At 66.4% G+C, this 20,439-nt stretch carries 21 protein-coding genes; 7 read left to right on the top strand and 14 right to left on the bottom strand.

Annotated elements, in window-relative coordinates:
- Positions 1-65: 65 nt before the first annotated feature.
- The 4 genes from ppnN to grxD form a co-directional block, all read right to left on the bottom strand.
- Positions 66-1,454, bottom strand: a complete 1,389-nt coding sequence (gene ppnN / locus PEM_RS05395) for a nucleotide 5'-monophosphate nucleosidase PpnN (RefSeq protein ID WP_005415960.1) — start codon at positions 1,452-1,454, stop codon at positions 66-68.
- 252 nt (positions 1,455-1,706) lie between these two features.
- Positions 1,707-4,928 carry a carboxypeptidase regulatory-like domain-containing protein gene (locus tag PEM_RS05390; RefSeq protein WP_119706071.1) on the bottom strand — a complete coding sequence of 1,074 codons (3,222 nt, stop codon included), beginning with the start codon at positions 4,926-4,928 and terminating at the stop codon, positions 1,707-1,709.
- Between the two features lie 232 nt (positions 4,929-5,160).
- The gene (locus PEM_RS05385) at positions 5,161-5,937 is read right to left on the bottom strand and encodes an SDR family NAD(P)-dependent oxidoreductase (protein WP_111127103.1); all 777 of its coding nucleotides are present in this window, start codon (positions 5,935-5,937) and stop codon (positions 5,161-5,163) included.
- Entirely contained in the window at positions 5,934-6,254 is a 321-nt protein-coding gene (grxD, locus tag PEM_RS05380) for a Grx4 family monothiol glutaredoxin (protein WP_005415957.1), read from the bottom strand. Before grxD ends, PEM_RS05385 begins: the two co-directional genes overlap by 4 nt.
- Positions 6,255-6,374: 120 nt before the next feature.
- Between grxD and PEM_RS05375 the strand changes: the two genes are divergently transcribed.
- On the top strand, positions 6,375-6,953 hold the full coding sequence (locus PEM_RS05375; protein WP_111127101.1) for a superoxide dismutase: 579 nt from the start codon (positions 6,375-6,377) through the stop codon (positions 6,951-6,953).
- A 114-nt stretch (positions 6,954-7,067) separates the two neighbouring features.
- Here the strand turns inward: PEM_RS05375 and PEM_RS05370 are convergent, their stop codons facing one another.
- The 3 genes from PEM_RS05370 to purE form a co-directional block, all read right to left on the bottom strand.
- Complete coding sequence (locus PEM_RS05370; RefSeq protein ID WP_019659022.1) at positions 7,068-7,409, bottom strand: carboxymuconolactone decarboxylase family protein; 342 nt, start codon at positions 7,407-7,409, stop codon at positions 7,068-7,070.
- A gap of 125 nt (positions 7,410-7,534) precedes the next feature.
- Positions 7,535-8,683, bottom strand: coding sequence for a 5-(carboxyamino)imidazole ribonucleotide synthase (locus PEM_RS05365; protein ID WP_111127099.1), 1,149 nt, complete (start codon positions 8,681-8,683; stop codon positions 7,535-7,537).
- Positions 8,680-9,183, bottom strand: a complete 504-nt coding sequence (gene purE / locus PEM_RS05360; protein ID WP_005412808.1) for a 5-(carboxyamino)imidazole ribonucleotide mutase — start codon at positions 9,181-9,183, stop codon at positions 8,680-8,682. Before purE ends, PEM_RS05365 begins: the two co-directional genes overlap by 4 nt.
- Positions 9,184-9,241: 58 nt before the next feature.
- Here purE and PEM_RS05355 point away from each other — a divergent pair, with 58 nt between their 5' ends.
- The 4 genes from PEM_RS05355 (at position 9,242) to PEM_RS05340 (ending at position 11,947) form a co-directional block, all read left to right on the top strand.
- On the top strand, positions 9,242-9,511 hold the full coding sequence (locus tag PEM_RS05355; RefSeq protein WP_005415953.1) for a Trm112 family protein: 270 nt from the start codon (positions 9,242-9,244) through the stop codon (positions 9,509-9,511).
- On the top strand, positions 9,508-10,359 hold the full coding sequence (gene nadC, locus PEM_RS05350; protein WP_069137946.1) for a carboxylating nicotinate-nucleotide diphosphorylase: 852 nt from the start codon (positions 9,508-9,510) through the stop codon (positions 10,357-10,359). Before PEM_RS05355 ends, nadC begins: the two co-directional genes overlap by 4 nt.
- Positions 10,360-10,539: 180 nt before the next feature.
- Positions 10,540-11,529, top strand: coding sequence for a DUF2272 domain-containing protein (locus PEM_RS05345; protein ID WP_111127097.1), 990 nt, complete (start codon positions 10,540-10,542; stop codon positions 11,527-11,529).
- A 67-nt stretch (positions 11,530-11,596) separates the two neighbouring features.
- A complete protein-coding gene (locus tag PEM_RS05340; protein WP_005415950.1) occupies positions 11,597-11,947 on the top strand; it encodes a DUF3301 domain-containing protein in 351 nt (116 codons plus the stop codon).
- A gap of 104 nt (positions 11,948-12,051) precedes the next feature.
- Here PEM_RS05340 and PEM_RS05335 read toward each other — a convergent pair whose 3' ends face one another.
- From PEM_RS05335 to PEM_RS05305, 7 genes are all read right to left on the bottom strand, one after another.
- The gene (locus tag PEM_RS05335) at positions 12,052-12,504 is read right to left on the bottom strand and encodes a ClpXP protease specificity-enhancing factor (protein WP_005415949.1); all 453 of its coding nucleotides are present in this window, start codon (positions 12,502-12,504) and stop codon (positions 12,052-12,054) included.
- 84 nt (positions 12,505-12,588) lie between these two features.
- Complete coding sequence (locus PEM_RS05330; protein WP_111127095.1) at positions 12,589-13,224, bottom strand: glutathione S-transferase N-terminal domain-containing protein; 636 nt, start codon at positions 13,222-13,224, stop codon at positions 12,589-12,591.
- Positions 13,225-13,358: 134 nt separating this feature from the next.
- Positions 13,359-14,108 carry a cytochrome c1 gene (locus PEM_RS05325; RefSeq protein ID WP_005415947.1) on the bottom strand — a complete coding sequence of 250 codons (750 nt, stop codon included), beginning with the start codon at positions 14,106-14,108 and terminating at the stop codon, positions 13,359-13,361.
- On the bottom strand, positions 14,101-15,360 hold the full coding sequence (locus tag PEM_RS05320) for a cytochrome bc complex cytochrome b subunit (protein ID WP_005415946.1): 1,260 nt from the start codon (positions 15,358-15,360) through the stop codon (positions 14,101-14,103). The genes PEM_RS05325 and PEM_RS05320 overlap by 8 nt, the downstream gene beginning before the upstream one ends.
- Positions 15,360-15,980 carry a ubiquinol-cytochrome c reductase iron-sulfur subunit gene (petA, locus tag PEM_RS05315; RefSeq protein ID WP_004151998.1) on the bottom strand — a complete coding sequence of 207 codons (621 nt, stop codon included), beginning with the start codon at positions 15,978-15,980 and terminating at the stop codon, positions 15,360-15,362. The genes PEM_RS05320 and petA overlap by 1 nt, the downstream gene beginning before the upstream one ends.
- Before the next feature lie 158 nt (positions 15,981-16,138).
- Positions 16,139-17,059, bottom strand: coding sequence for a lytic transglycosylase domain-containing protein (locus PEM_RS05310; RefSeq protein ID WP_070489546.1), 921 nt, complete (start codon positions 17,057-17,059; stop codon positions 16,139-16,141).
- A 45-nt stretch (positions 17,060-17,104) separates the two neighbouring features.
- A complete protein-coding gene (locus tag PEM_RS05305; RefSeq protein ID WP_095378745.1) occupies positions 17,105-18,073 on the bottom strand; it encodes a WYL domain-containing protein in 969 nt (322 codons plus the stop codon).
- An 81-nt stretch (positions 18,074-18,154) separates the two neighbouring features.
- On the opposite strand from PEM_RS05305, the gene PEM_RS05300 reads away from it, so the two are divergent.
- Together PEM_RS05300 and miaB are read left to right on the top strand one after the other, a co-directional pair.
- On the top strand, positions 18,155-18,775 hold the full coding sequence (locus tag PEM_RS05300) for a glutathione S-transferase (RefSeq protein ID WP_111127093.1): 621 nt from the start codon (positions 18,155-18,157) through the stop codon (positions 18,773-18,775).
- Positions 18,776-18,984: 209 nt separating this feature from the next.
- Positions 18,985-20,403 carry a tRNA (N6-isopentenyl adenosine(37)-C2)-methylthiotransferase MiaB gene (miaB, locus tag PEM_RS05295; protein ID WP_111127091.1) on the top strand — a complete coding sequence of 473 codons (1,419 nt, stop codon included), beginning with the start codon at positions 18,985-18,987 and terminating at the stop codon, positions 20,401-20,403.
- Positions 20,404-20,439: the final 36 nt, after the last annotated feature.

Below are 20,439 nucleotides of genomic sequence, written 5' to 3'. Positions count from 1 at the left end.
CAAAGGCTTGACGACCCGCCCTTCCCTGCCAGTGCCGGCGCGATCCCCATCGCGCCGGCCCGGGTTCAGGCCAGCACCTGGTAGCAGGGCTGGTACTCGCCGGAGATCTTCATCCGGCGCTGTTCGACGAAGGCGCGCAGCAGCGCATCCAGCGCCTGCATCATGTCCGGGTCGCCGTGGATCTGGAACGGCCCGAACTGCTCGATGCGGCGCATGCCGTCTTCCTTCACGTTGCCGGCGACGATGCCCGAGAACGCGCGGCGCAGGTCGGCCGCCAGCGCGTGCGGGGCACGCCCGTGGTGCAGGTCCAACGCCGCCATCGCTTCGTGGGTGGGTACGAACGGCTGCTGGTACTCCCACGGAATCTCGATCGACCAGTTGAAGAAGAACGAGTCCTTCTGCGCCAGGCGGTGCTCGCGCACGCGCTTGATGCCAGTGGCCATCTTCTTCGCAACCGCCACCGGGTCGCCGATGATGATCTCGTAGCGCTCGGCAGCCGCATCGCCCAGGGTCAGGCGGATGAAGCGATCAATCTGCTCGAAGTACGGTGCCGCTACCGTCGGGCCGGTCAGGATCAGCGGGAACGGCAGGTCCTTGTTCTCCTCGCGCAGCAGGATGCCGAGCAGGTACAGGATCTCTTCGGCGGTGCCGACGCCACCGGCGAACACGATGATGCCGTGCCCGATGCGGACGAAGGCCTCAAGGCGCTTCTCGATGTCCGGCATGATCACCAGGTGGTTGACGATCGGGTTCGGCGACTCGGCGGCGATGATGCCCGGCTCGGTCAGGCCGATGTAACGCGTCGCGGTACGGCGCTGCTTGGCGTGGGCGATGGTGGCACCCTTCATCGGGCCCTTCATCGCACCCGGGCCACAGCCGGTGCAGATGTCCAGGCCGCGCAGGCCCAGTTCATAGCCCACCTGCTTGGTGTACAGGTATTCGTCGCGCGAGATCGAGTGTCCGCCCCAGCACACCACCAGGTTCGGATCACCCGGATTGAGGATGCGCGCGTTGCGCAGCAGGCCGAACACCGCGTTGGTGATGCCCTCGGATGACTCCAGCTCGGCCGCGTAGGCCGGGCCCATTTCGATGGCCATGTAGGCCAGGTCGCGCACGACGGCGAACAGCAGTTCGGCGACGCCGCGGATGATCTCGCCGTCGACGAAGGCCATCGCCGGCGCGTTGACCAGATCGATGCGCACGCCACGATCCTGCTGCGCCACCTGGATGTCGAAATCAGGGTAGAGATCGCGCGCGGCGCGCGGATCGTCCGAGGCGCTGCCGCTGGTCAGCACGGCCAGCGCGCAGCGGCGCAGCAGCTCATGCATGCCGCCGGCGGAGGCATCGCGCAGGCGGGCCACCTCGGCCCGCGACAGCACATCCAGCCCACCGCGCGGGTAGATCCGGGCATCCTGCACCGGCAGTGCACGGGCCGATTTTTCGTTCGTGGTCATATCCAATTTTTCGCTTCCTTCAAGGTTTCCGACTGTACTGCCGCCCCCTTAAAAAGCAAAACGGCCGGGAAACCCGACCGTTGGATGTGTGCCACCCGCGTCCGCCATTCCGGGACCGCATCGGCGGCGTTGGCACCGCGCACATTTCTGGATGCTACGCCGTTGCCCCACGCCCTGCAAGGACTTTCGCCTGAACGGGAAACGGCCGGGTTTCCCCGGCCGTTTCCACTTACCGCTTCAAGCGCTGATGGATCAGAACTTGTACTTCAGGGTCAGCTGCATCGACCAACGCGACACGGCGGTGTTGCCCTTGTCGTTGTTGTTTTCCTGCACCGACGGGTTGTCGGTCGAACCAGTGAAGGAGTACACGTACTTGCCGGTGGCCGGATCGATACCTGCGTAGTTGGCAACGCGACGGGTCGAGTAGAAGCCGTAGTCGTCGATCAGGCCCCACTTCTTGTTCAGCAGGTTGCCGACATTCATGATGTCCAGGGCGACTTCACCCTTGTGACCCTTCATGAAGCCCGGGAATTCCTGGCTGACGCGGACGTCGAAGCTGTTGACCCACGAGGCGCGGTGGCGGTTGGCCGGGACCACGCTGCCACGGTAGGCATCGAGTTCCGGGTTCTGCGCCAGCCAGTCGAAGAACTGCTTCTCCATCGCGGCACCGCCGGTGAACAGCACGTCGCCCGGACCCTTCGGCACGTAGAACAGGTCGTTGGTGGCAGCACCGTCGCCGTTGGCATCGTTGTAGAAGATGTAGCTGTACGGACGGCCCGAACGGCCTTCGTAGAACAGGCCGACGCGGGTGGCGTTGTCACCGAAGAAGTTGTGCTTCCACTCCAGGGTGCCGGTGACGCGGTCCTTCATCGCATAACGCGAGTTGTAGGCCACGTTCTCGTTGGCATTAAAGATCAGCGTGTTGTTCCAGTTCGAGGTGTTCTGCGAGCTGGACAGCGGGCTGACTTCGGTGGACTTGGTGTAGGTGTAACCCAGCGACCAGCCCCAGTTCTCGGTCAACGGCTTGGCCAGCGAGAAGGTGGCCTGGGTGCCGCGGCCCTTGTCGGTGTTACGCAGGACCAGCACATCGCCGATGTCGGACGGACGGTTGGCGCGGTCAACCGCACCCTTGGTACCGGTCGACATGCCGTAGTCGACACCCTTGTCGATACGGGTATTGGCCTGGTTGCGGCCAGCGGCGTTCCAGTAGATCGCGCGGCCATCCTGACCGAAGGCGGTCGGCGCCGACACGTCCAGACGGTCGAAGTAGATGCCGTCCTTGACCTTGGTGAACAGCACTTCGGCCGACGCGACGATGCCGTACCACGGCAGCTCATGGTCGAACGCCAGGTTGGCCTTCCACACCGACGGCAGGCGGGTGCCCGGCGCGATGATGTCGACGTTCTGACGGGCCGAAGCCGGGCCACCGGCCGGGATGTACGGGTTGTTGCCGTCCGGAGTGAAGGCACCGGCCGGGATGCTGCGCTCGTCGTACTCGATGTAGTTCAGGCCGGTGTTCTGGTAGGCACCTGCCAGCCACACGTTCGGGGCGGCGCCGCCGAACAGGCCCACGCCACCGCGCAGCTGGGTCGGGCGATCGCTGTCGAAGGTGTAGTTGAAGCCGACGCGCGGCTGCACCAGGTTCTTGTCGACCAGCTTGGTGTTGTTGAAGCCGTACAGCTGCTCGATGCGCGGGTTGTACAGTCGCTGGGTGCTGAAGTCAGGCATGTCGATGCGCACGCCGAACATCAGGTTCAGGTTGTAGTTGATCGCCCAGGTGTCCTGCACGAACACGCCGGTGTTCTTCAGGGTGAAGTCGGCCGGGATGTCGCTGCGGCTGCCATCGGCGCGCGGAGCACGCAGCTGGTAGCGCGAAGCCTTGCCCGACAGGAAATCGTTGACGCTGTTGAATTCGTACACGCCGTTGAGGTTGCGGCCGTAGAAGTTCATCAGGTCATTCTTCGAGTAATCGAAGCCGAACTTGACGGTGTGGTCACCGATGTACCAGGTACCGGCACCAAAGGCGCTCAGTTCCTTCGACTCGACGATGTTGACGTGGGTGTTCTGTTCGGTACCGACGTACAGCGAATCGTTGCCCGACTTGATGCGGATCTGCGGCATGTCCACCAGCGGGACGCGGTTGGCCGAGTAATCCTTGTGCGAGACCTTGAACTCGGTCGAGAAATTCTCGGACCAGTCACTGAACAGTTCGCCCATCCAGGTTTCGTACTGGGTCGGCTGCTGGTACCAGAAGTTGCTCAGCGAGATGGCGCTGCTGCTGACCTGCGGGAAGCGAACGACGTTCTGCTCCATCTTGTTGTAGCGCAGGGCCGCACGGTGGTTCTCGTTGATGTTCCAGTCCAGCTTGACCGCATACTCTTCGATCTCGGTCTTGCTGTTCGGCGCCGCCAGGCTGCCCGGGTCGTAGCCCAGCTTGCCCAGGAAGTTCTGGACGTCGGTGATCTGCTGCTGGGTGATGGTGCCACGGCCGATCGGCGTGTCGCTCAGGGCGACGCCGGCAGCCGAGCGCTCGTACTTTTCATAGTTGGTGAAGAAGAACAGCTTGTCCTTGACGATCGGACCGCCGAAGGTCATGCCGTAGGTCTTCTCGTCCTCGAAGCCGTTGAAGTCCTGCTTGTCACCTTCCAGGCGCGAGCGGACCATGTCCTTGTCGCGGTACGAACCGTACACGGTGCCGTGGAATTCATTGGTACCCGACTTGGTCACGGCGTTGATCACCGCGCCGGTGCCACCGGCGATGGTGGTGTCGTAGTTGGCCAGGTCGATGTTGATTTCCTGGATGGCGTCCATCGACACCGGCTGACGCTCGGTCGGCAGGTTGTTGGAACCCAGGCCGAACGGATCGGAGGCGCTGATGCCGTCGATGCGGATGGCGTTGTAACGGGTGTTCTGGCCGCCGGCCGAGATCGCGCCGTCCGCCTTGCTGACCTGCGAGATGCGCGGGTCGAGACGCACGTAGTCCTGGATGTTGCGGCTGGCCGACGGCAGCGCATCCATCGTTTCGCGGGTCACGTTGGTGCCGGTGCCCATCTTGTTGGCACTGAACAGGTCCAGGCCGCCGGCGGTGGCAACAACGTTCACCGCGTCCAGGTTGGTTGCAGCCAGGTCACCGCCCAGGTTGGCGTTGACGGTGTTGACCTGGTTCAGGTTCAGGTAGACACCTTCCTCGGTCTTGGTGCCTTCACCGGACTTGGTGATGGTGATGGTGTACGGACCACCCACGCGCAGGCCGCGCGCGTTGTATCGGCCCGACGCATCGGTGGTGGCACGCGAAACAGTGCCCGACTCGGTGTGCGTGATGGTGACTTCAGCGCCGGCGACAGGCTGGCCTGCAGCGGACATCACCTGGCCGCCGACACCGGCGGAGGTGCTGCTCTGGGCGAAGGCGGGAGCGGCAGCAAGTGCAGCCACGAGACCAAGGGTAAGCTTGGACATCCGGAGTGGGTGGGTCATTTTTCGGTAGCCTCGATGCGAGTTGGCGATGGCGGAAAAAAAGCGCATCCAAGCAGCCCTGCGGGTGGCTGATCGGAGAGTTATCTGGGGTTCCCTACCGCTCGGCTGAAGGCAGCCCTAACGGTTAACACTAGATTAACACGCTACGCCATCAATGTGACGGTTGTGCGACAAACGGCACCGGTTCGCAACGCAATCGTGACGGGTTCTTCACTCCGTCTTTCCACAGGGCTCACCTTTCCCGGGGCGTCTCACTGGCATCGAGAATCTGCCCGCGCCAGGTGCTCCCAGCGGCGGACAGCAGGGTCACCGCGGCGGCCGCCGCGGCTTCCGGGCCTTGCGCAGCCGGGTCCTGGTCCACGGAATAGGCGCGGGCCCGAAGCGCCGTGCGCAGGGGGCCTGGGTACAGGCCGCTGACCCGGACGGGACTGCGGCCCAGTTCATCGTGCAGGCTGGCGATCAGGCCACGCAGGCCGTGCTGGGCCACGCCATACCCCCCCCAATAGGCCTGTCCGACCCGTTCGGGAGCATCGACCGCGAACACCATGGCGGCATCCTCGCGTTGCCGCAGCAGCGGCAGGCAGGCCTGGGCCAGCCAGGCCGGTGCGGTCAGGGTGACATGGACCGCACGGGCGAAACTGGCCGGGTCAGCCAGTTCAAACGGAGTCAGCCCGGGGAAATGCGCGGCGCAGACCAGCAGTCCATCCAGTCGCCCCAGCTCGCGCTGCAGGGCCTGGGCCAGTTCGGCATAGTCATCGGGGCTGGCGCCTTCCAGGTCCAGCGGGTACAGAAGCGGTTCCGGACCGACCGCCTGGACCTGGGCATAGACCCGGTCCAGCCGGCGCGGCTTGCGTCCCAGCAGGACCACGGTGGCACCGGCTGCGGCTGCGGCGACCGCCGCGGCACTGCCCAGCCCTCCCCCGGCGCCGGCGACCAGCACGACGCGATCCTGCAACGGGCGGCCATCGATCGCCCCGTCAGTCGGTGACGTCGACGGCCAGGCACTCATCCCTGGGTCGCCTCTTCGACGATGCGCTTGAGCTCGCCGGATTCAAACAGTTCCATGACGATGTCGCAGCCGCCGATCAACTCACCATTGATGAACAGCTGCGGGAAGGTCGGCAGATTGGAAAAGCGCGGCAGGTTGGCGCGGATCTCCGGCTCTTCGAGCACGTTGACAGTGCGCAGGGTGACGGCGCCGGCTGCCATCAACGCCTGCACGGCGCGGCTGGAAAAGCCGCACATCGGGTATTGCGGGGTGCCCTTCATGAACAGCACGAGCGGGTAACGATCGACCTCGGCCTGGATTTGCTGCATTACCGCCACAACCACACTCCTTGCTTCGCCGGACAAACCGACCGTGATGGTCGGCTAGACTGCCCACGGTAGCCGCCATTGTAAGCGGATGGAACAGGCTACCGCCGTCCCCTGGCCACGAACCTGTCCATGCCCGTCGAATTGCCTGCCCTGCCCTACCTCCCCGGCTCCCTGCAGCCCCACCTGTCCGCGCAGACCGTTGAGTTGCATCACGGCCACCACCACCGCGCCTACGTTGACGCGGTCAACGCCGGCACTCTCGGCACCGAGTGGGAGGAGGCGTCACTGGAAGAGATCGTGCGCCATGCCCAGGGCACGCTGTTCGATGCGGCCGCCCAGGCCTGGAACCACGGCTTCTATTGGCAGTGCCTGCGCCCGCGCGGCGGCGGCGAGCCGCAGGGCCGGCTGGGCGAGCTGGTCAAGCGCCAGTTCGGTGATGCGCAGCGTCTGCGCGAGGAATTCAACCGCACCGCGCTGGGCCTGTTCGGCTCGGGCTGGGTGTGGCTGGTGCAGCACCCCGGTGGCCAGCTCGGCATCCAGGCCACCCGCAACGCCGGCACGCCACTGACCGGCGAAAGCACCCCGCTGCTGTGCTGCGATGTCTGGGAGCACGCCTACTACACCGATTACCAGAATGATCGCGCGCGTCACCTGGATGCCTTCTGGCAGATGGTCAACTGGGAATTCGCCGAAAGCCAGCTGCGCTGAGGCAGCGGCTTGGTCACGGGGTAGTGCCGGCCGCTGGCCGGCAACCCACTGGACGTACAAGGACACCGGGGTTGCCGGCCAGCGGCCGGCGCTACCGAAATGCAGAGCGGAGCGTCACGCGTTCTCGTGCGCAGCCACCGCGTCCATCACCCGCGCCGAGTACACCAGCGCCGCGCCGGCGTTGAGCGACACCGCCACGCCCAGTGCTTCGGCGATTTCCTCGCGGCTGGCGCCATGCTTCAGCGCAGCGTCCACGTGCACGGTGATGCAGCCGTCGCAGCGGGTGGTCACCGCCACCGCCAATGCGATCAGTTCACGGGTCTTGGCATCCAGATGGTTGGTCTGGGCACCGGCATTGGCCAGGGTGGCGTAGCCCTTGACCGTGTCCGGCGAGAGCTTGCCGATCTCGCCGATGCGGCCCTTCAGTTCCTTGCGGTAGGCATTCCAGTCGAGCATGGTCGTGACTCCTGTGAAAGGAGCTCCACGCTACCACCGGCAATGGTGCGCCGATGCCTGCACCGGCGCGCCACACCGTTGCAGGCATACAAGGTTGTGCCGGCCATTGGCCGGCACGCCCGGGCTCAGCGGTTGCGCAGCGCGTGCACTGCCGGCGCCACCTGGGCCTGGCGGTCCAGCTCCAGGCCGACCTGGTCCAGCGCATCGGCCAATGCAGCGGCATCATCGTCGCGCAACGTGGCGTGGCCGACCTTGCGACCTTCGCGCGGCTCCTTGCCGTAGTCGTGCCAATGGCCACTGGCCTGACCCAGCACCGGCGCCGGATCGGGCATCGCGCCCAGCCAGTTCAGCATGCAGGCATGGCCGAGCATGCGGGTGCTGCCCAGCGGCAGGCCCAGCACCGCACGCAGATGGTTCTCGAACTGCGAGGTCTCGCTGCCTTCGATGGTCCAGTGGCCGGAGTTGTGCACGCGCGGTGCCATCTCGTTGGCCAGCAGTTCGCCGTCGCGACAGAACAGCTCCAGTGCGAACACGCCCACATACTGCAGGTGCTCGGCGACGCGGCGGGCATAGCCGATCGCTGCCTGCTGCTCGGCGTCGGACAGCACCGCCGGTGCCACGCTGGCCGACAGCACGCCGTCGACATGCCAATTGCCGGTGACCGGCCAGGCTTCGAAGCTGCCATCGCGGCCACGCACGGCCACTACGCTGACCTCGCGCTGGAAGGCCACGAAGCCTTCCAGGATCAGTCCGGTGCGCTCCACCTGGGCACCGAGCGCATCCCATGCGGCGTCGATGTCGGCTTCGCTGCGCAGGCGGAACTGACCCTTGCCGTCGTAGCCGAGGCGGCGGGTCTTGAGGATGCACGGCAGGCCGAACTCAGCCACCTTCGCCGCCAGCTCGTCGCGGCTGCGGATGTCGGCGAAGGCCGGCAGCGGAATACCCAGCTGCTGGAACAGGGTCTTCTCGCTCAACCGGTCCTGGGCCATCGCCAGCGCGGCCGGCGGCGGATAGACCGGCACGCGGTCGGCCAGGAACTGTGCACTGTCGGCAGGCACGTTCTCGAAATCGAAGGTGACCACATCGACCTTGGCGGCGAAGTCCGCCAAGGCCTGGCGGTCGTCGAAGGCGCCCACGGTGAGCGGCGCCAGCGGGCCGCTGCAGGCGTCGGCGGCCGGGTCGTACAGTTCGAAGCGCAGCCCCAGCGGCGCACCGGCCAGGACCATCATGCGGGCGAGCTGGCCGCCGCCCAGGATGCCGACAGTCAGGCTCATTGGCGCGGATCGTCGTGGGCCATCACGTCTTCGGTCTGGCGTGCACGGAAGGCATCGAGCGCCTGGCCGATCGCCGGCTGGTCGCTGGCCAGCATCGCCGCCGCGAACAGCGCGGCGTTGGAGGCGCCGGCGTTGCCGATGGCGAAGGTGGCGACCGGGATGCCGGCCGGCATCTGCACGATCGACAGCAGGGAATCCATTCCGTTGAGGGCCTTGGACTGCACCGGCACGCCCAGCACCGGCACGGCGGTCTTGGCCGCGATCATGCCCGGCAGGTGCGCGGCCCCGCCGGCACCGGCGATGATCGCGCGCAGGCCACGCGGGCCCGCCTGCTCGGCGTAACTGAACAACACATCCGGCGTCCGATGCGCGGACACCACCTTCACTTCGAACGGAACACCCAGGGCTTCAAGCTTCTGGGCGGCGTGCTGCATGGTTTCCCAGTCGGAACGGGAACCCATGACGATGCCGACAAGCGGCGCGATCGGGTTGGGGGTCATTGGCCGTCACCTGCCTTAAAGACGTATTCTAGCCGTCTTCCACGCAAGACGAAGAACCATGGATCGCAAGCTGCTCGACCTGCTGGTGTCCCCGGACACCCGCCAGCCCCTGTCCCTGCTGGATGGCAAGGGCCTGGAAGCCCTCAACAAGGCCATTTCCGCCGGCACGGTGACCAAGGCCGATGGCAACCCGCTGGCGCAGCCGCTGCGCGAGGCGCTGGTCACCCGTGACCGCAAGCAGGTGTTCCGCGTCGACGACGGCATCCCGGTGCTGCTGGCCGAGGAAGCCATTCCGACCGCCCAGATCGCCGACTTCCCGGCGGCATGAGCACGCTGCCGACGCCGGATGCGGCCATTGTCGCCGCCGATGTCGCGCGCGCGCTGGCCGAGGACCTGGGCAGCGGTGATGTCACCGCCGCCCTGCTCCCCGACCAGGCCGACAGCGCCTACCTGCTGTGCAAGCAGGATGCGGTGATCGCCGGGCGCCCTTGGTTCGACGCTACCCATCGCGCGCTCGACCCTGACGTGCGCATTGAATGGCACATCGCCGAAGGCGATGCCGTCACCGCCGGCACCGTGCTGGCCCTGCTGCACGGGCGCAGCCGCAGCCTGGTCAGTGCCGAGCGCACTTCGCTGAACTTCCTGCAGACGCTGTCCGGCACGGCGACCACCACTGCCCGCTACGTGGCCGCGGTGGCCGGTACCGGTACCCGCATCCTCGACACCCGCAAGACCCTGCCCGGCCTGCGCCTGGCGCAGAAGTACGCGGTGCGCTGCGGCGGCGGCGAAAACCACCGCTTCGGCCTGTACGACACGGTGATGCTGAAGGAGAACCACATCCGCGCCGCCGGTTCGCTGGCCGCGGCGGTGGCCGCCGCACGCCGGCAGTGGCCTGCGCTGCCACTGGTGGTCGAGGTCGAAGACCTGGCACAGCTGCGCCAGGCGCTCGAAGCCGGTTGCGAACGCATCCTGCTGGATGACTTCAGTCCCGACCTGCGCCGCGAGGCGGTGCGCATCACCGCCGGACGCATTCCGCTGGAAGTCTCCGGCAGCGTCGGCCTGGGCGGCCTGCGCTCGATCGCTGAGGATGGCGTCGATTGCATCTCCATCGGCGGACTGACCAAGCATGTGCAGGCCATCGATCTGTCGTTGAAGCTGGGCCCGCCGCCGGCTTGAGGCCTACGGGACCTTGTAGAGCCGAGCCCACGCTCGGCTGCTTCTCGATCTGCGGCGCGCCCGGCACCCGCTTTGCGCGATGAGCCGAGCGTAGGCTCGGCTCTACACGACCCGGGCGCCTTCACGGCTCGGCTACGCCAGCCTCTGCGACGCTGCGGGCATCCCCCACAGGAGCCGCGCATGCGCCGGATGCTCTTGCCTGCCTGTCTGCTGCTCGCGGCAGCCCCCTTGTCCGCCGCAGCCGCTGAAGCCTGCGATGTCCCTCCCCGCTTCGGCCTGAGCCCATTGGCGGTGGCCATCCGCAATACCGCCTGCAACGAGCACCGGTTGTGGTTCCGGCCCTTCATCGATCGCGATGGCCGCGCCGCCAGCCTCAGCGTCACCGAAGCCGAAAGCGATCACCTGGCCGACAACGGCCTGATCGCCTGGCAGCGCGTGGCCGGCTACTGGCGCAACAGCGGCACGCTCAACGCGATGGGCAGCATCGCCGGCGCCAGCAGCTGTCTGGCACCACTGGGCACGCGCTACACCGACAGCGACTGCCGCGCGTTCCTGATCGACAACCCGTGGTCGGCCGCTTTCATTTCCTGGGTGATGGTGCAGGCCGGCGTTCCCGGCTTCAACACGTCGCCGCGCCACATCGACTACATCCGTGCCGCGTACCAGGGCGGCCCCTCGGGCGTGCCGTACCGGCTGGTCGATCCCGCGACCGCAAAGCCCGCACCGGGCGACCTGTTGTGCTTCCTGCGCGACCGCAGCACGACGCTCAGCCACAGCGGGCTGGTGCAGGCGCTGGGCAACGGTTCGGTGGGCCACTGGAAATCGCATTGCGAAGTGGTGGTGGCTGCCAACCTGGGAGGCGACCAGACCCTGTACCTGGTCGGTGGCAACGTGATGAACACCGTGGCGATGCGGTTGCTGCCGCTGGACCGCACCGGGCTGATCAAGCTGCCCCCGGCACGCGAACGCAACAGCACCGGCATCGACCCCAGCTGCACGCCGGGCCGCGAGGACGAATGCAGCTTCAACCGCCAGGACTGGGCAGCGCTGCTGCAGCTGACCGCGACTGCGCCATTGGTGATGCCGTCACCCTCCGCAGCGCCGATGCAGGCCGTACCGGCCAACGCGCCCGCAGCGCCGACGACGGGCCAGCCACCGCCGAGGCGGTGATACCCGTGCTTGATCCAGCGCACGTTCGCCGCCATCTTTCCCGGATCGACCTCTGACGGCTGACGCCATGCCTACCCTGCTGCTGTTGTTGATTGCCGGCGGAATCATCTACTTCTTCTGGAACGCCGCACGCTCGGCCGCCGAGCGCGCGGTCGAGCTGGGACGCAATGCCTGCCGCGCCGCCGACGTGCAGTGGCTGGACCAGGCGGTGCACGCCACCGGCCTGCGACTGTCGCGTGGCGAGGATGGCCGGCTCGGTTTCGAGCGCACCTTCAAATTCGAGTATTCCTACGATGGCATCGATCGCCACGTGGGCCGCATGGTGCTGCGTGGCGACCAGCTGATCTCGTTCACCGGCCCCGGTGCCGCGCGGATCAGCCAGATCCGGCCGGATGTGGAGGACGCCGAGGATGTGTAAGAACTGAAGGTGTGCCGACCAACGGTCGGCACCCACACAATTCCGGCACCCACCGGTAAAACCTGCAAAGGAAGACGCCGCCCATCGAGGCGGCGTCGGAAGGGTTACTTGACCACGCGCAGGTTCGGGCGGCCCTTCGGCGGCGGACTGGCCGGCGGCGTGTCGTCCGGCGGCGTGCCTTCCTCGTGCAGCAGCTCATCGCGGGTCGGTGCGGTTTCGTTGCCCGGAATGTCATCCGGCAATGCCATGCCCTGCCCGGTCTCGCGGGCGTAGACCGCCAGCACGGCGCTGATCGGCACCTGCACCGGGTAGCTGGTTCCGGAGAAGCGGGCCGAGAAGCTCACCATTTCGTTGTCGATCATCAGCCGCACCACGGCACGTTCGGCGATGTTGAGCACGACCCGGCCATCCTTGACCGCCGAAGGCGGGACCTGCACGCCGGGGACGCCGGCGTCGACCAGGATGTGCGGGGTCAGCTGGTTGTCGTTGATCCATTCCACCAGCGCCCGCAGCAGGTACGGGCGGTGGCTGGTCATGTGGAAGAAGTCTTCGGTCATGCGTGAAGTGTACGCGCCCGGCGCCCCGCCGGGGCGGATCGTCTGCACGCCGGTCGGCGTGCAGACGGGTAACGCGGGGCCGGATCAGACCGGCAGGTCGCGCAGTTTCTTTTCCTGCTCGGTCAGGCTGCGGACAAATCCCGGATGGCGGAAGATGCGGTTGCCGTAGTCCTCGATCGCCTTGCCGTCCTTCGGCAGCGGCACATCCAGCGACTGCAGGCGCCAGATGATCGGCGCCATCGCGCAGTCGGCCAGGCTCATTTCCGGGTTGAGGAAGAACTTGCTGGCCTTGAACAGCGGCAGCGAGGCGGTCAGCAGTTCCTTCAGGCGCTTGCGCCCGGCCTCGGCCTGGGTCTTGTTGCCCAGCTGGACGGCCTGCACCTGCGGCACCCAGTCGTGCTCGATGCGGAGCATGGCCAGGCGGATGCGTGCACGCGACAACGGGTCGACCGGCATCAGTGGCGGATGCGGGTAGCGCTCATCCAGGTACTCGCTGACCACCGATGCGGCGTACAGCACCAGCTCGCGTTCGACCAGGGTCGGCACCGAGTGGTACGGATTGAGGTCGATCAGGTCTTCAGGCGGGTTCTGCGGATCGACCGGAACGAAGTCGAAGGTGACGCCCTTGGCCGCCAGGACCAGGCGTACACGGTGGCACAGTACGTCGTCGTTCGAGGAAAACAGCGTCAGTGTATTGCGCATGCGTACGCTCGCCGCCATCAAAGGCTCTCCCACGACAGGAGACCGCCTGCCGCATCGGCGCCGCCGGCACCGTGCCAGCGGTCGACTCCTCCCCGAGTGTGCAACCGACCATCACAAAAGCCAATAGGCCCATGCGATGGCCGGTGGCAGAATCAGTGAACGTCCTTCCAGTATTCCTTCTTCAGCAGGTACAGCAGGAAGGTCAGCAGGGCCAGGAACAGGATCACCCACACGCCCAGCTGCTGGCGCTTGAGTGCGGCCGGTTCGCCGGCGTATTCGAGGAAGTTGGTGATGTCCCGCACGGCCTGGTCGTACTGCCCGGCATCGACCGATCCCGGCGTTTCAATCTTCAGGCCGGTCACCGGCGGGTCCATACCGGGCGCTTCCGCCTTGCCGTGCACTGCATGCTGAAGCCCCTGCATCTCCCACAGGGGGTTGGGCATGGAGGCGTTGGCGAACAGCGCGTTGTTCCAGCCCAGCGGGCGACTGCTGTCCAGATAGAACGACTTGAGATAGGTGTAAACCCAGTCACTGCCCCGTACGCGCGAGATCAGGCTGAGATCGGGCGGCATCTTGCCGAACCACTTCTCCGCGTTCTCCTTGGGCATCGCCACCGGGATCGGGTCGCCGATCGCCGAGCCGGTGAAGTTGAGGTTGTTCATCACCTCTTCTTCGGTCAGGCCCAGGTCCTGCGCCATCCGCGAGTAGCGCAGGTACTTCAGCGCGTGGCAGCCGGAGCAGTAGTTCATGTACAGCTGCGCACCCCGCTGCAGCGAGGCGCGGTCACCGAGGTCGTTGCCGGCCTGCAGCAGCTTGGTGCCGCCCTCGGCGGCGGAGGCCAGGAAACTGCCCAGCATCAGGGTGGCCGTCAGGGCCAGCCGGACCATCCAGCGCTCAGTCATGCGTGGTCACCCTCTCCGGTACCGGCTTGGTCTTGTCCAACCTTGTCCATAGCGGCATGGTGATGAAGAACGCGAAGTACAGGAAGGTCAGCACCCGCCCGATGTAGGTTTCATGCACGTCGGTGCCCGGGCCGGAGCCGATCACGCCCAGCCACACGAAGCACACCGCCAGCACGCCCAGCATCACCTTCGAGATCCAGCCGCGGTAGCGCACCGACTTCACCCTGGCCTTGTCCAGCCACGGCACCAGGAACAGGATCGCAATGGCCGAGAACATCACCAGCACGCCACCGAGCTTGTTCGGTACCACGCGCAACATCGCGTAGTAAGGCGTGTAGTACCAGACCGGCTTGATGTGTTCGGGGGTCACCAGGCGGTTGGCCTCGGTGAAGTTGTCGTGTTCCAGGAACAGGCCGCCGAAGCCCGGTGCGAAGAAGATGATGAAGGCGGCGATGATCAGCAGGAAGCCGGCGCCGACACCATCCTTGAGCGTGTAGTACGGATGGAACGGAATACCGTCGGCCGGCGCATTCGGCGACCAGCGGTTGCCCTTCGGTCCTTTCTTGATCTCCACGCCATCGGGGTTGTTCGACCCCACTTCGTGCAGCGCGCCCAGATGCAGCACCACCAGCAACAGCAGCACCAGCGGCAGTGCGATGACGTGCAGCGCGAAGAAGCGGTTGAGCGTGGCGTCACTGGGCAGGTAGTCGCCCATGATCCATTCGGTCAGGCCGTTGCCGATCACCGGTATCGCGCCGAACAGCGAGATGATCACTTTGGCGCCCCAGAACGACATCTGGCCCCACGGCAGCACATAGCCCATGAAGGCCTCGGCCATCAGCACCAGGTAGATCAGCATGCCCAGGATCCACACCAGCTCGCGCGGCTTCTGGTAGCTGCCGTACAGCAGGCCGCGGAACATGTGCAGGTAGACCACGATGAAGAACAGCGAGGCGCCGGTGGAGTGCATGTAGCGGATCAGCCAGCCCCACTCCACATCACGCATGATGTATTCGATGGAGCCGAACGCCTCGGCGGCGTTGGTCTTGTAGTGCATCGTCAGGAAGATGCCGGTGACGATCTGGTTGACCAGCACCAGCAGTGCCAGCGAACCGAAGTAGTACCAGATGTTGAAGTTCTTCGGCGCGTAATACTCGGTAACGTGCTTGCGGTAGACCGGCATCAGGCCCGGCGCGCGGGCATTGACCCAGTCGGCGACGCCGCTGGCGGTACGGGCGAGGATATTGGCCATCAGGCTGCCCCCTGCGGATCGACACCGATGATGATGGTGTTGTCGTCCTGGTAATGGTGCGCGGGCACCTTCAGGTTGATCGGTGCCGGCACATCCTTGAAGACGCGGCCGGACATGTCGAAGCGCGACTTGTGGCAGGGGCAGAAGTAGCCCCCCTTCCACTGCGGGTCGTAGGGCTCAGGCCGGATCTCGGCGACCATTTCCGGCGAGCAGCCCAGGTGCGTGCACAGGCCGACCAGCACGGAGATGTCCGGCTTGATCGAGCGCAGCTCGGGGTTCTGCTTCAGCACGTAGTCCGGCTGCTGGTCCTTCTCGCCGGACTCGGGGTCCTTGAGGCGGCCATCCAGCCCGTGCAGTGCATCCAGGATCGCCTTGGACCGCTTTACGATCCAGATCGGCTGGCCACGCCACTCCACGATCAGGCGTTGGCCTTCCTGCAGGGCGCTGATGTCGGCGACCACCGGTGCACCGGCAAGCTTGGCACGGGCACTGGGGTTCCAGGATTTGATGAAAGGAACGGCGGTGAATCCGACGCCGACGGCGCCAACCACAGCAGTGGTGGCAGAAAGAAAACGCCGACGTCCGGTGTTGACTGGATCGTGTACCCCATCGTTGGCCATCCGGCACTCCGATATTGATTAGGTAGCTTTAAGGCTGCCAGCGGATCCGGTGGGGGCCAGAGCCGCATTGAATCATGGGCGAGTGTAGCGGAACCGTCGCGCGCCACACAACGCATTGCAACAACATTGATTACGGGGTTGCCGGCCAGCGGCCGGCACTACTGGTGTGTCAATGCGGTGCGGTAACGCTCGGCCAGCTGTCCGACCCGGCGCACGTAGTACTGGGTCTCGCTGTAGGGCGGCACGCCACCGTGGCGGTCGACCGCGCCTTCGCCGGCGTTGTAGCCGGCCGCAGCCAGGGTCAGGTCGCCATTGAAGCGCTTCAGCAACCACGCAAGATACTGCACGCCACCACGGATGTTCTGCGCGGCATCGTAGGAATCGCTGACCCCGAAGCGGGCCGCGGTCGGCGGCATCAGCTGCATCAGGCCCTGCGCGCCGGCGCGGCTGAGCGCGGTCGGGTTGTAGGCCGACTCGGCGTGGATGATGGCGCGCACCACGGCTTCTTCGACGCCGAACTCGCGTGCGGCCGAGGTGATCTCGGTCTGGAACGCGGTGGTGTTCAAGCGCACCGAACCGAAGTCCACGCGTGGGTTGACGCCACAGGCATAACAGCGCTCCATGAAACTGTAGCGGATGGTACGCACCGGGCCGAGGTTGGCGACCTGGGTCGGCCGCGCACTGGTGTAGTGGCGCACCCCATCCTTCATGAAGGAATAGACCTGGCCGCTGACCATCCGCCCGGCCCGCGAGGCCGTCGGTACCGCGGCAGGCGCGGGTGCAGCAGGCGTCGGCGCGACTGCAGCGGGCGCAGCGGCGCTGGCCGCCACGGCGACCGGATTGCGTTCGATGCTGGCCACCGAGGTCGGCGCAGGCTTCGGTGCGGCCACCACGGGGCGCGGTGCCGGGCGGGTATCACGGCTGTAGCTGATGCTGCTGCAACGCGCGCCGGCCACTCGCTTGCTAACGTAGCTGGTGACCCCGTCGGCGCCCTGGCACTTGTACAGGGTGCCAGCGCTGGCCGGCGCAGCGGTCAGCGCAGCGATGATGATCGCCGTTGTCCCCAGTATCCCCTTCATGCCGCGAGTGTCCCAGCTTCGCCGGGGCTTGCCAAGCGATGTGGCTCAGCCTGTGACCGGCGGCACAGCCAGCACCTGGCCCAATCCGGCCAAACGCTGTGCCAGCTCATCGCGCAGGCCCGGCGGTGTGGTCCACAACGCCACCGGCACCCGGTCCAGGCTGAGGATCTGCGCCAGCATCATGCCGCGGCTCTCGGCGCCCATGCGCAACAGGCAATGGTCGGCACCATCAGCCTCCAGCACACCACACCACGGCGGGATGCACCCTTCCAGCTCGGTGCGGCTGCCGGCCAGGCGGACGATCGCCTGCAGCGCGAAGGGCGCCTGGCTGACCGCCTGCCGCACCATCACGTCCGGGGGCGCGGGCGGGCGCCGATGCATGCCCGGCCCGGAGCATTCGCGCACCGCGCCCATCCGGTCCACGCGCAGGGTGCGCCAGTCCTGGCGGCCCAGGTCCCAGGCCAGCAGGTACCAGCGCCGCCCATAGTTGACCAGGTGCTGCGCCTCGACCTCGCGCTGGGTCACCTCCTCCTGCGCACTGCGGTACTCGAAGGCCAGCCGTGACGCCTGCCGGCAGTGCTGGGCCAGCCGTCCCAGCAGGCGTGCGTCGGTAGAGGGAAGGTCGGACAGGGTGGCCGTCGCCGCATGCACCTCGCCGGCCTGCCGCCGGCGACGGGTGGGGACCAGCGGATCGAGCTTGGACAACAGGCCCCGCGCGGTGTCGTCGATGCCAGCGACGGTCGCTGACGCGGCACGCAGGGCGATCGCCAGGGTCGTCGCCTCGTCCTCGTCCAGCAGCATCGGCAGCACCGGTGCCCCTGCCCCGAGCTGATAGCCGCCGCCGACCCCCGATGAGGCCCGCACCGGATAGCCCAGTTCGCGCAGGCGTTCGATATCACGGCGGATGCTGCGCCGGTCCACGCCCATGCGCTCGGCCAGCTCAGCCCCGGACCACTGGCGGCGGGCCTGCAGCAGGGCGATCAGGCGCAGCAGTCGATGGGCGGTATGGCGCATGAAGAATCGAGGACAGAAGTCGTCCGCAATAGTGCCTCAGGATGGCTTCCAGTTCACCCACCCACCGCAAGGAGCAATGCCATGAACTCACGCCAGATCACCCTGTACCACGCCGCCCGATCCCGTTCGAGCGGCGCCGTGGCCCTGCTCGAAGCGCTGGGTGCCGACTACCGCATGCAGGTGCTGGACCTGAAGGCCGGTGCCAACCTGGCCCCGGCCTATCTGGCCATCAACCCGATGGGCAAGGTCCCGGCCATCGTTCACAACGGCGCACTGGTGACCGAGCAGGTCGCCATTTATCTGTACCTGGCCGATCTGTATCCGGAGGCCGGGCTGGCCCCGCCGATCGGCGACGCCCTGCGCGGCCCCTACCTGCGCTGGATGGCCTTCTACGGTGCCTGTTTCGAGCCGGCGATGATCGACAAGGCGATGCACCGCGAGCCGCCGCCGCGCCTGATGTCGCCGTACAACGACGCCGAGACCGTGCTGCAGGTGGTCGAGGCCCAGCTGGCGCAGGGCCCGTACCTGCTCGGCGAGACGATGAGTGCCGCCGACGTGCTGTGGGGCAATGCGCTGGCCTGGACCACGGCCTTCGGCCTGGTGCAACCTGCGCCGGCCACGGCTGATTACATCGCACGGATGAGCGCGATGACCGCCTTCGACCGTTCGCGGCAGATCGATGCGAAGCTGGCGGCCGCGTAAGCAGCGCCCCTTGTGCGGCGTAAGCATCGCCCCCTTGTAGAGCCGAGCCCACGCTCGGCTGGCTTCAATAGAGCCAGGCCATGCCAGGCTGCCCCATGGGAAGCGGGAAGAGCAGCCGAGCGTGGGCTCGGCTCTACAAGGGCGCGGCGGCTGGCGCGGGATGCGGGTAGAATTGCCCGCTTTCCCGCCACCCGAATGGATTAAGCGCCATGACCGGGACGCCAGACGTCTTTCCGCCCGCCACGCCGGGCGGTACCCCGCTCGTTGCCCTGCCCGCTGGTCCGCGCAAGCCTGACCAGGTCAAGGGCAAGCTGTACATCAAGACCCACGGTTGCCAGATGAACGAGTACGACTCGGCCAAGATGGCCGACGTGCTTGCCGCCAGCGATGGCCTGGAACTGACCGACAGCCCGGACGACGCCGACGTCATCCTGGTCAACACCTGCTCCATCCGCGAGAAGGCGCAGGAGAAGGTGTTCAGCCAACTCGGCGTGTGGAAGGGCCTGAAGAACAAGGGCCGCGAGGTCATCATCGGCGTGGGCGGCTGCGTTGCCTCGCAGGAAGGCGAAGCGATCATCAAGCGCGCCCCGTTCGTGGACCTTGTGTTCGGTCCGCAGACCCTGCATCGCCTGCCGGAACTGATCCGCGCACGCCGCGAGCAGAAGCGCCCGCAGGTGGACATCAGCTTCCCCGAGATCGAGAAGTTCGACCGCCTGCCCGAGCCACGCGCCGAAGGTGCCTCGGCGTTCGTGTCGATCATGGAAGGCTGTTCCAAGTACTGCTCGTTCTGCGTGGTGCCTTACACCCGCGGCACCGAAGTCAGCCGCCCGTTCGAGGACGTGGTGGTGGAAGTGGCGCAGCTCGCCGCGCAGGGCGTGCGCGAGATCAACCTGCTCGGCCAGAACGTCAACGCCTATCGCGGCCCGTATGGAGACGGTGAGTTTGCCGACCTCGGCCTGCTGATCCGCACCATCGCCGAGATCGATGGGGTCGGCCGCATCCGCTTCACCACCTCGCACCCGCTCGAGTTCAGCGATTCGCTGATCGATGCGTTCCGCGACGTTCCGCAGCTGGCCAACTTCCTGCACCTGCCGGTGCAGGCCGGCAGCGACCGCGTGCTGTCGGCGATGAAGCGCGGCTACACCGCGCTGGAATTCAAGTCGAAGATCCGCAAGCTGCGCGCGGTGCGCCCGGACATTTCAATCAGCTCGGACTTCATCGTCGGCTTCCCCGGCGAGACCGATGCCGACTTCGAGAAGACCATGAAGCTGATCGAGGACATCGGCTTCGACCACAGTTTCTCCTTCATCTATTCGCGTCGACCGGGTACGCCGGCGGCCGATCTGGAGGACACGATCAGCGATGCCGAGAAGCATGCGCGCCTGTCGCGCCTGCAGGAGCGCATCAATGCGCACGCCGCCAGCATCTCGGAGAAGATGGTCGGTACCGTGCAGACCGTGCTGGTGGAAGGGCCGTCGCGCAAGAACCCGAACGAGCTGACCGGCAAGACCGAGAACATGCGGTCGGTGAATTTCCCGGCGCCTGCGCGCCTGATCGGGCAGTTCGTGGATGTGTTGATCACCGAAGCGCTGACCAATTCGCTGCGCGGGCGCGTGGTGGCGGAATAAGTCCCCGGCAAAGGGGGTCGGAGCCCCTGCGGGGAT

The sequence above is a fragment of the Stenotrophomonas sp. Pemsol genome, from assembly GCF_003586545.1.
GTDB lineage: Bacteria > Pseudomonadota > Gammaproteobacteria > Xanthomonadales > Xanthomonadaceae > Stenotrophomonas > Stenotrophomonas sepilia.
This window is presented reverse-complemented; position numbering and strand designations above follow the sequence as displayed.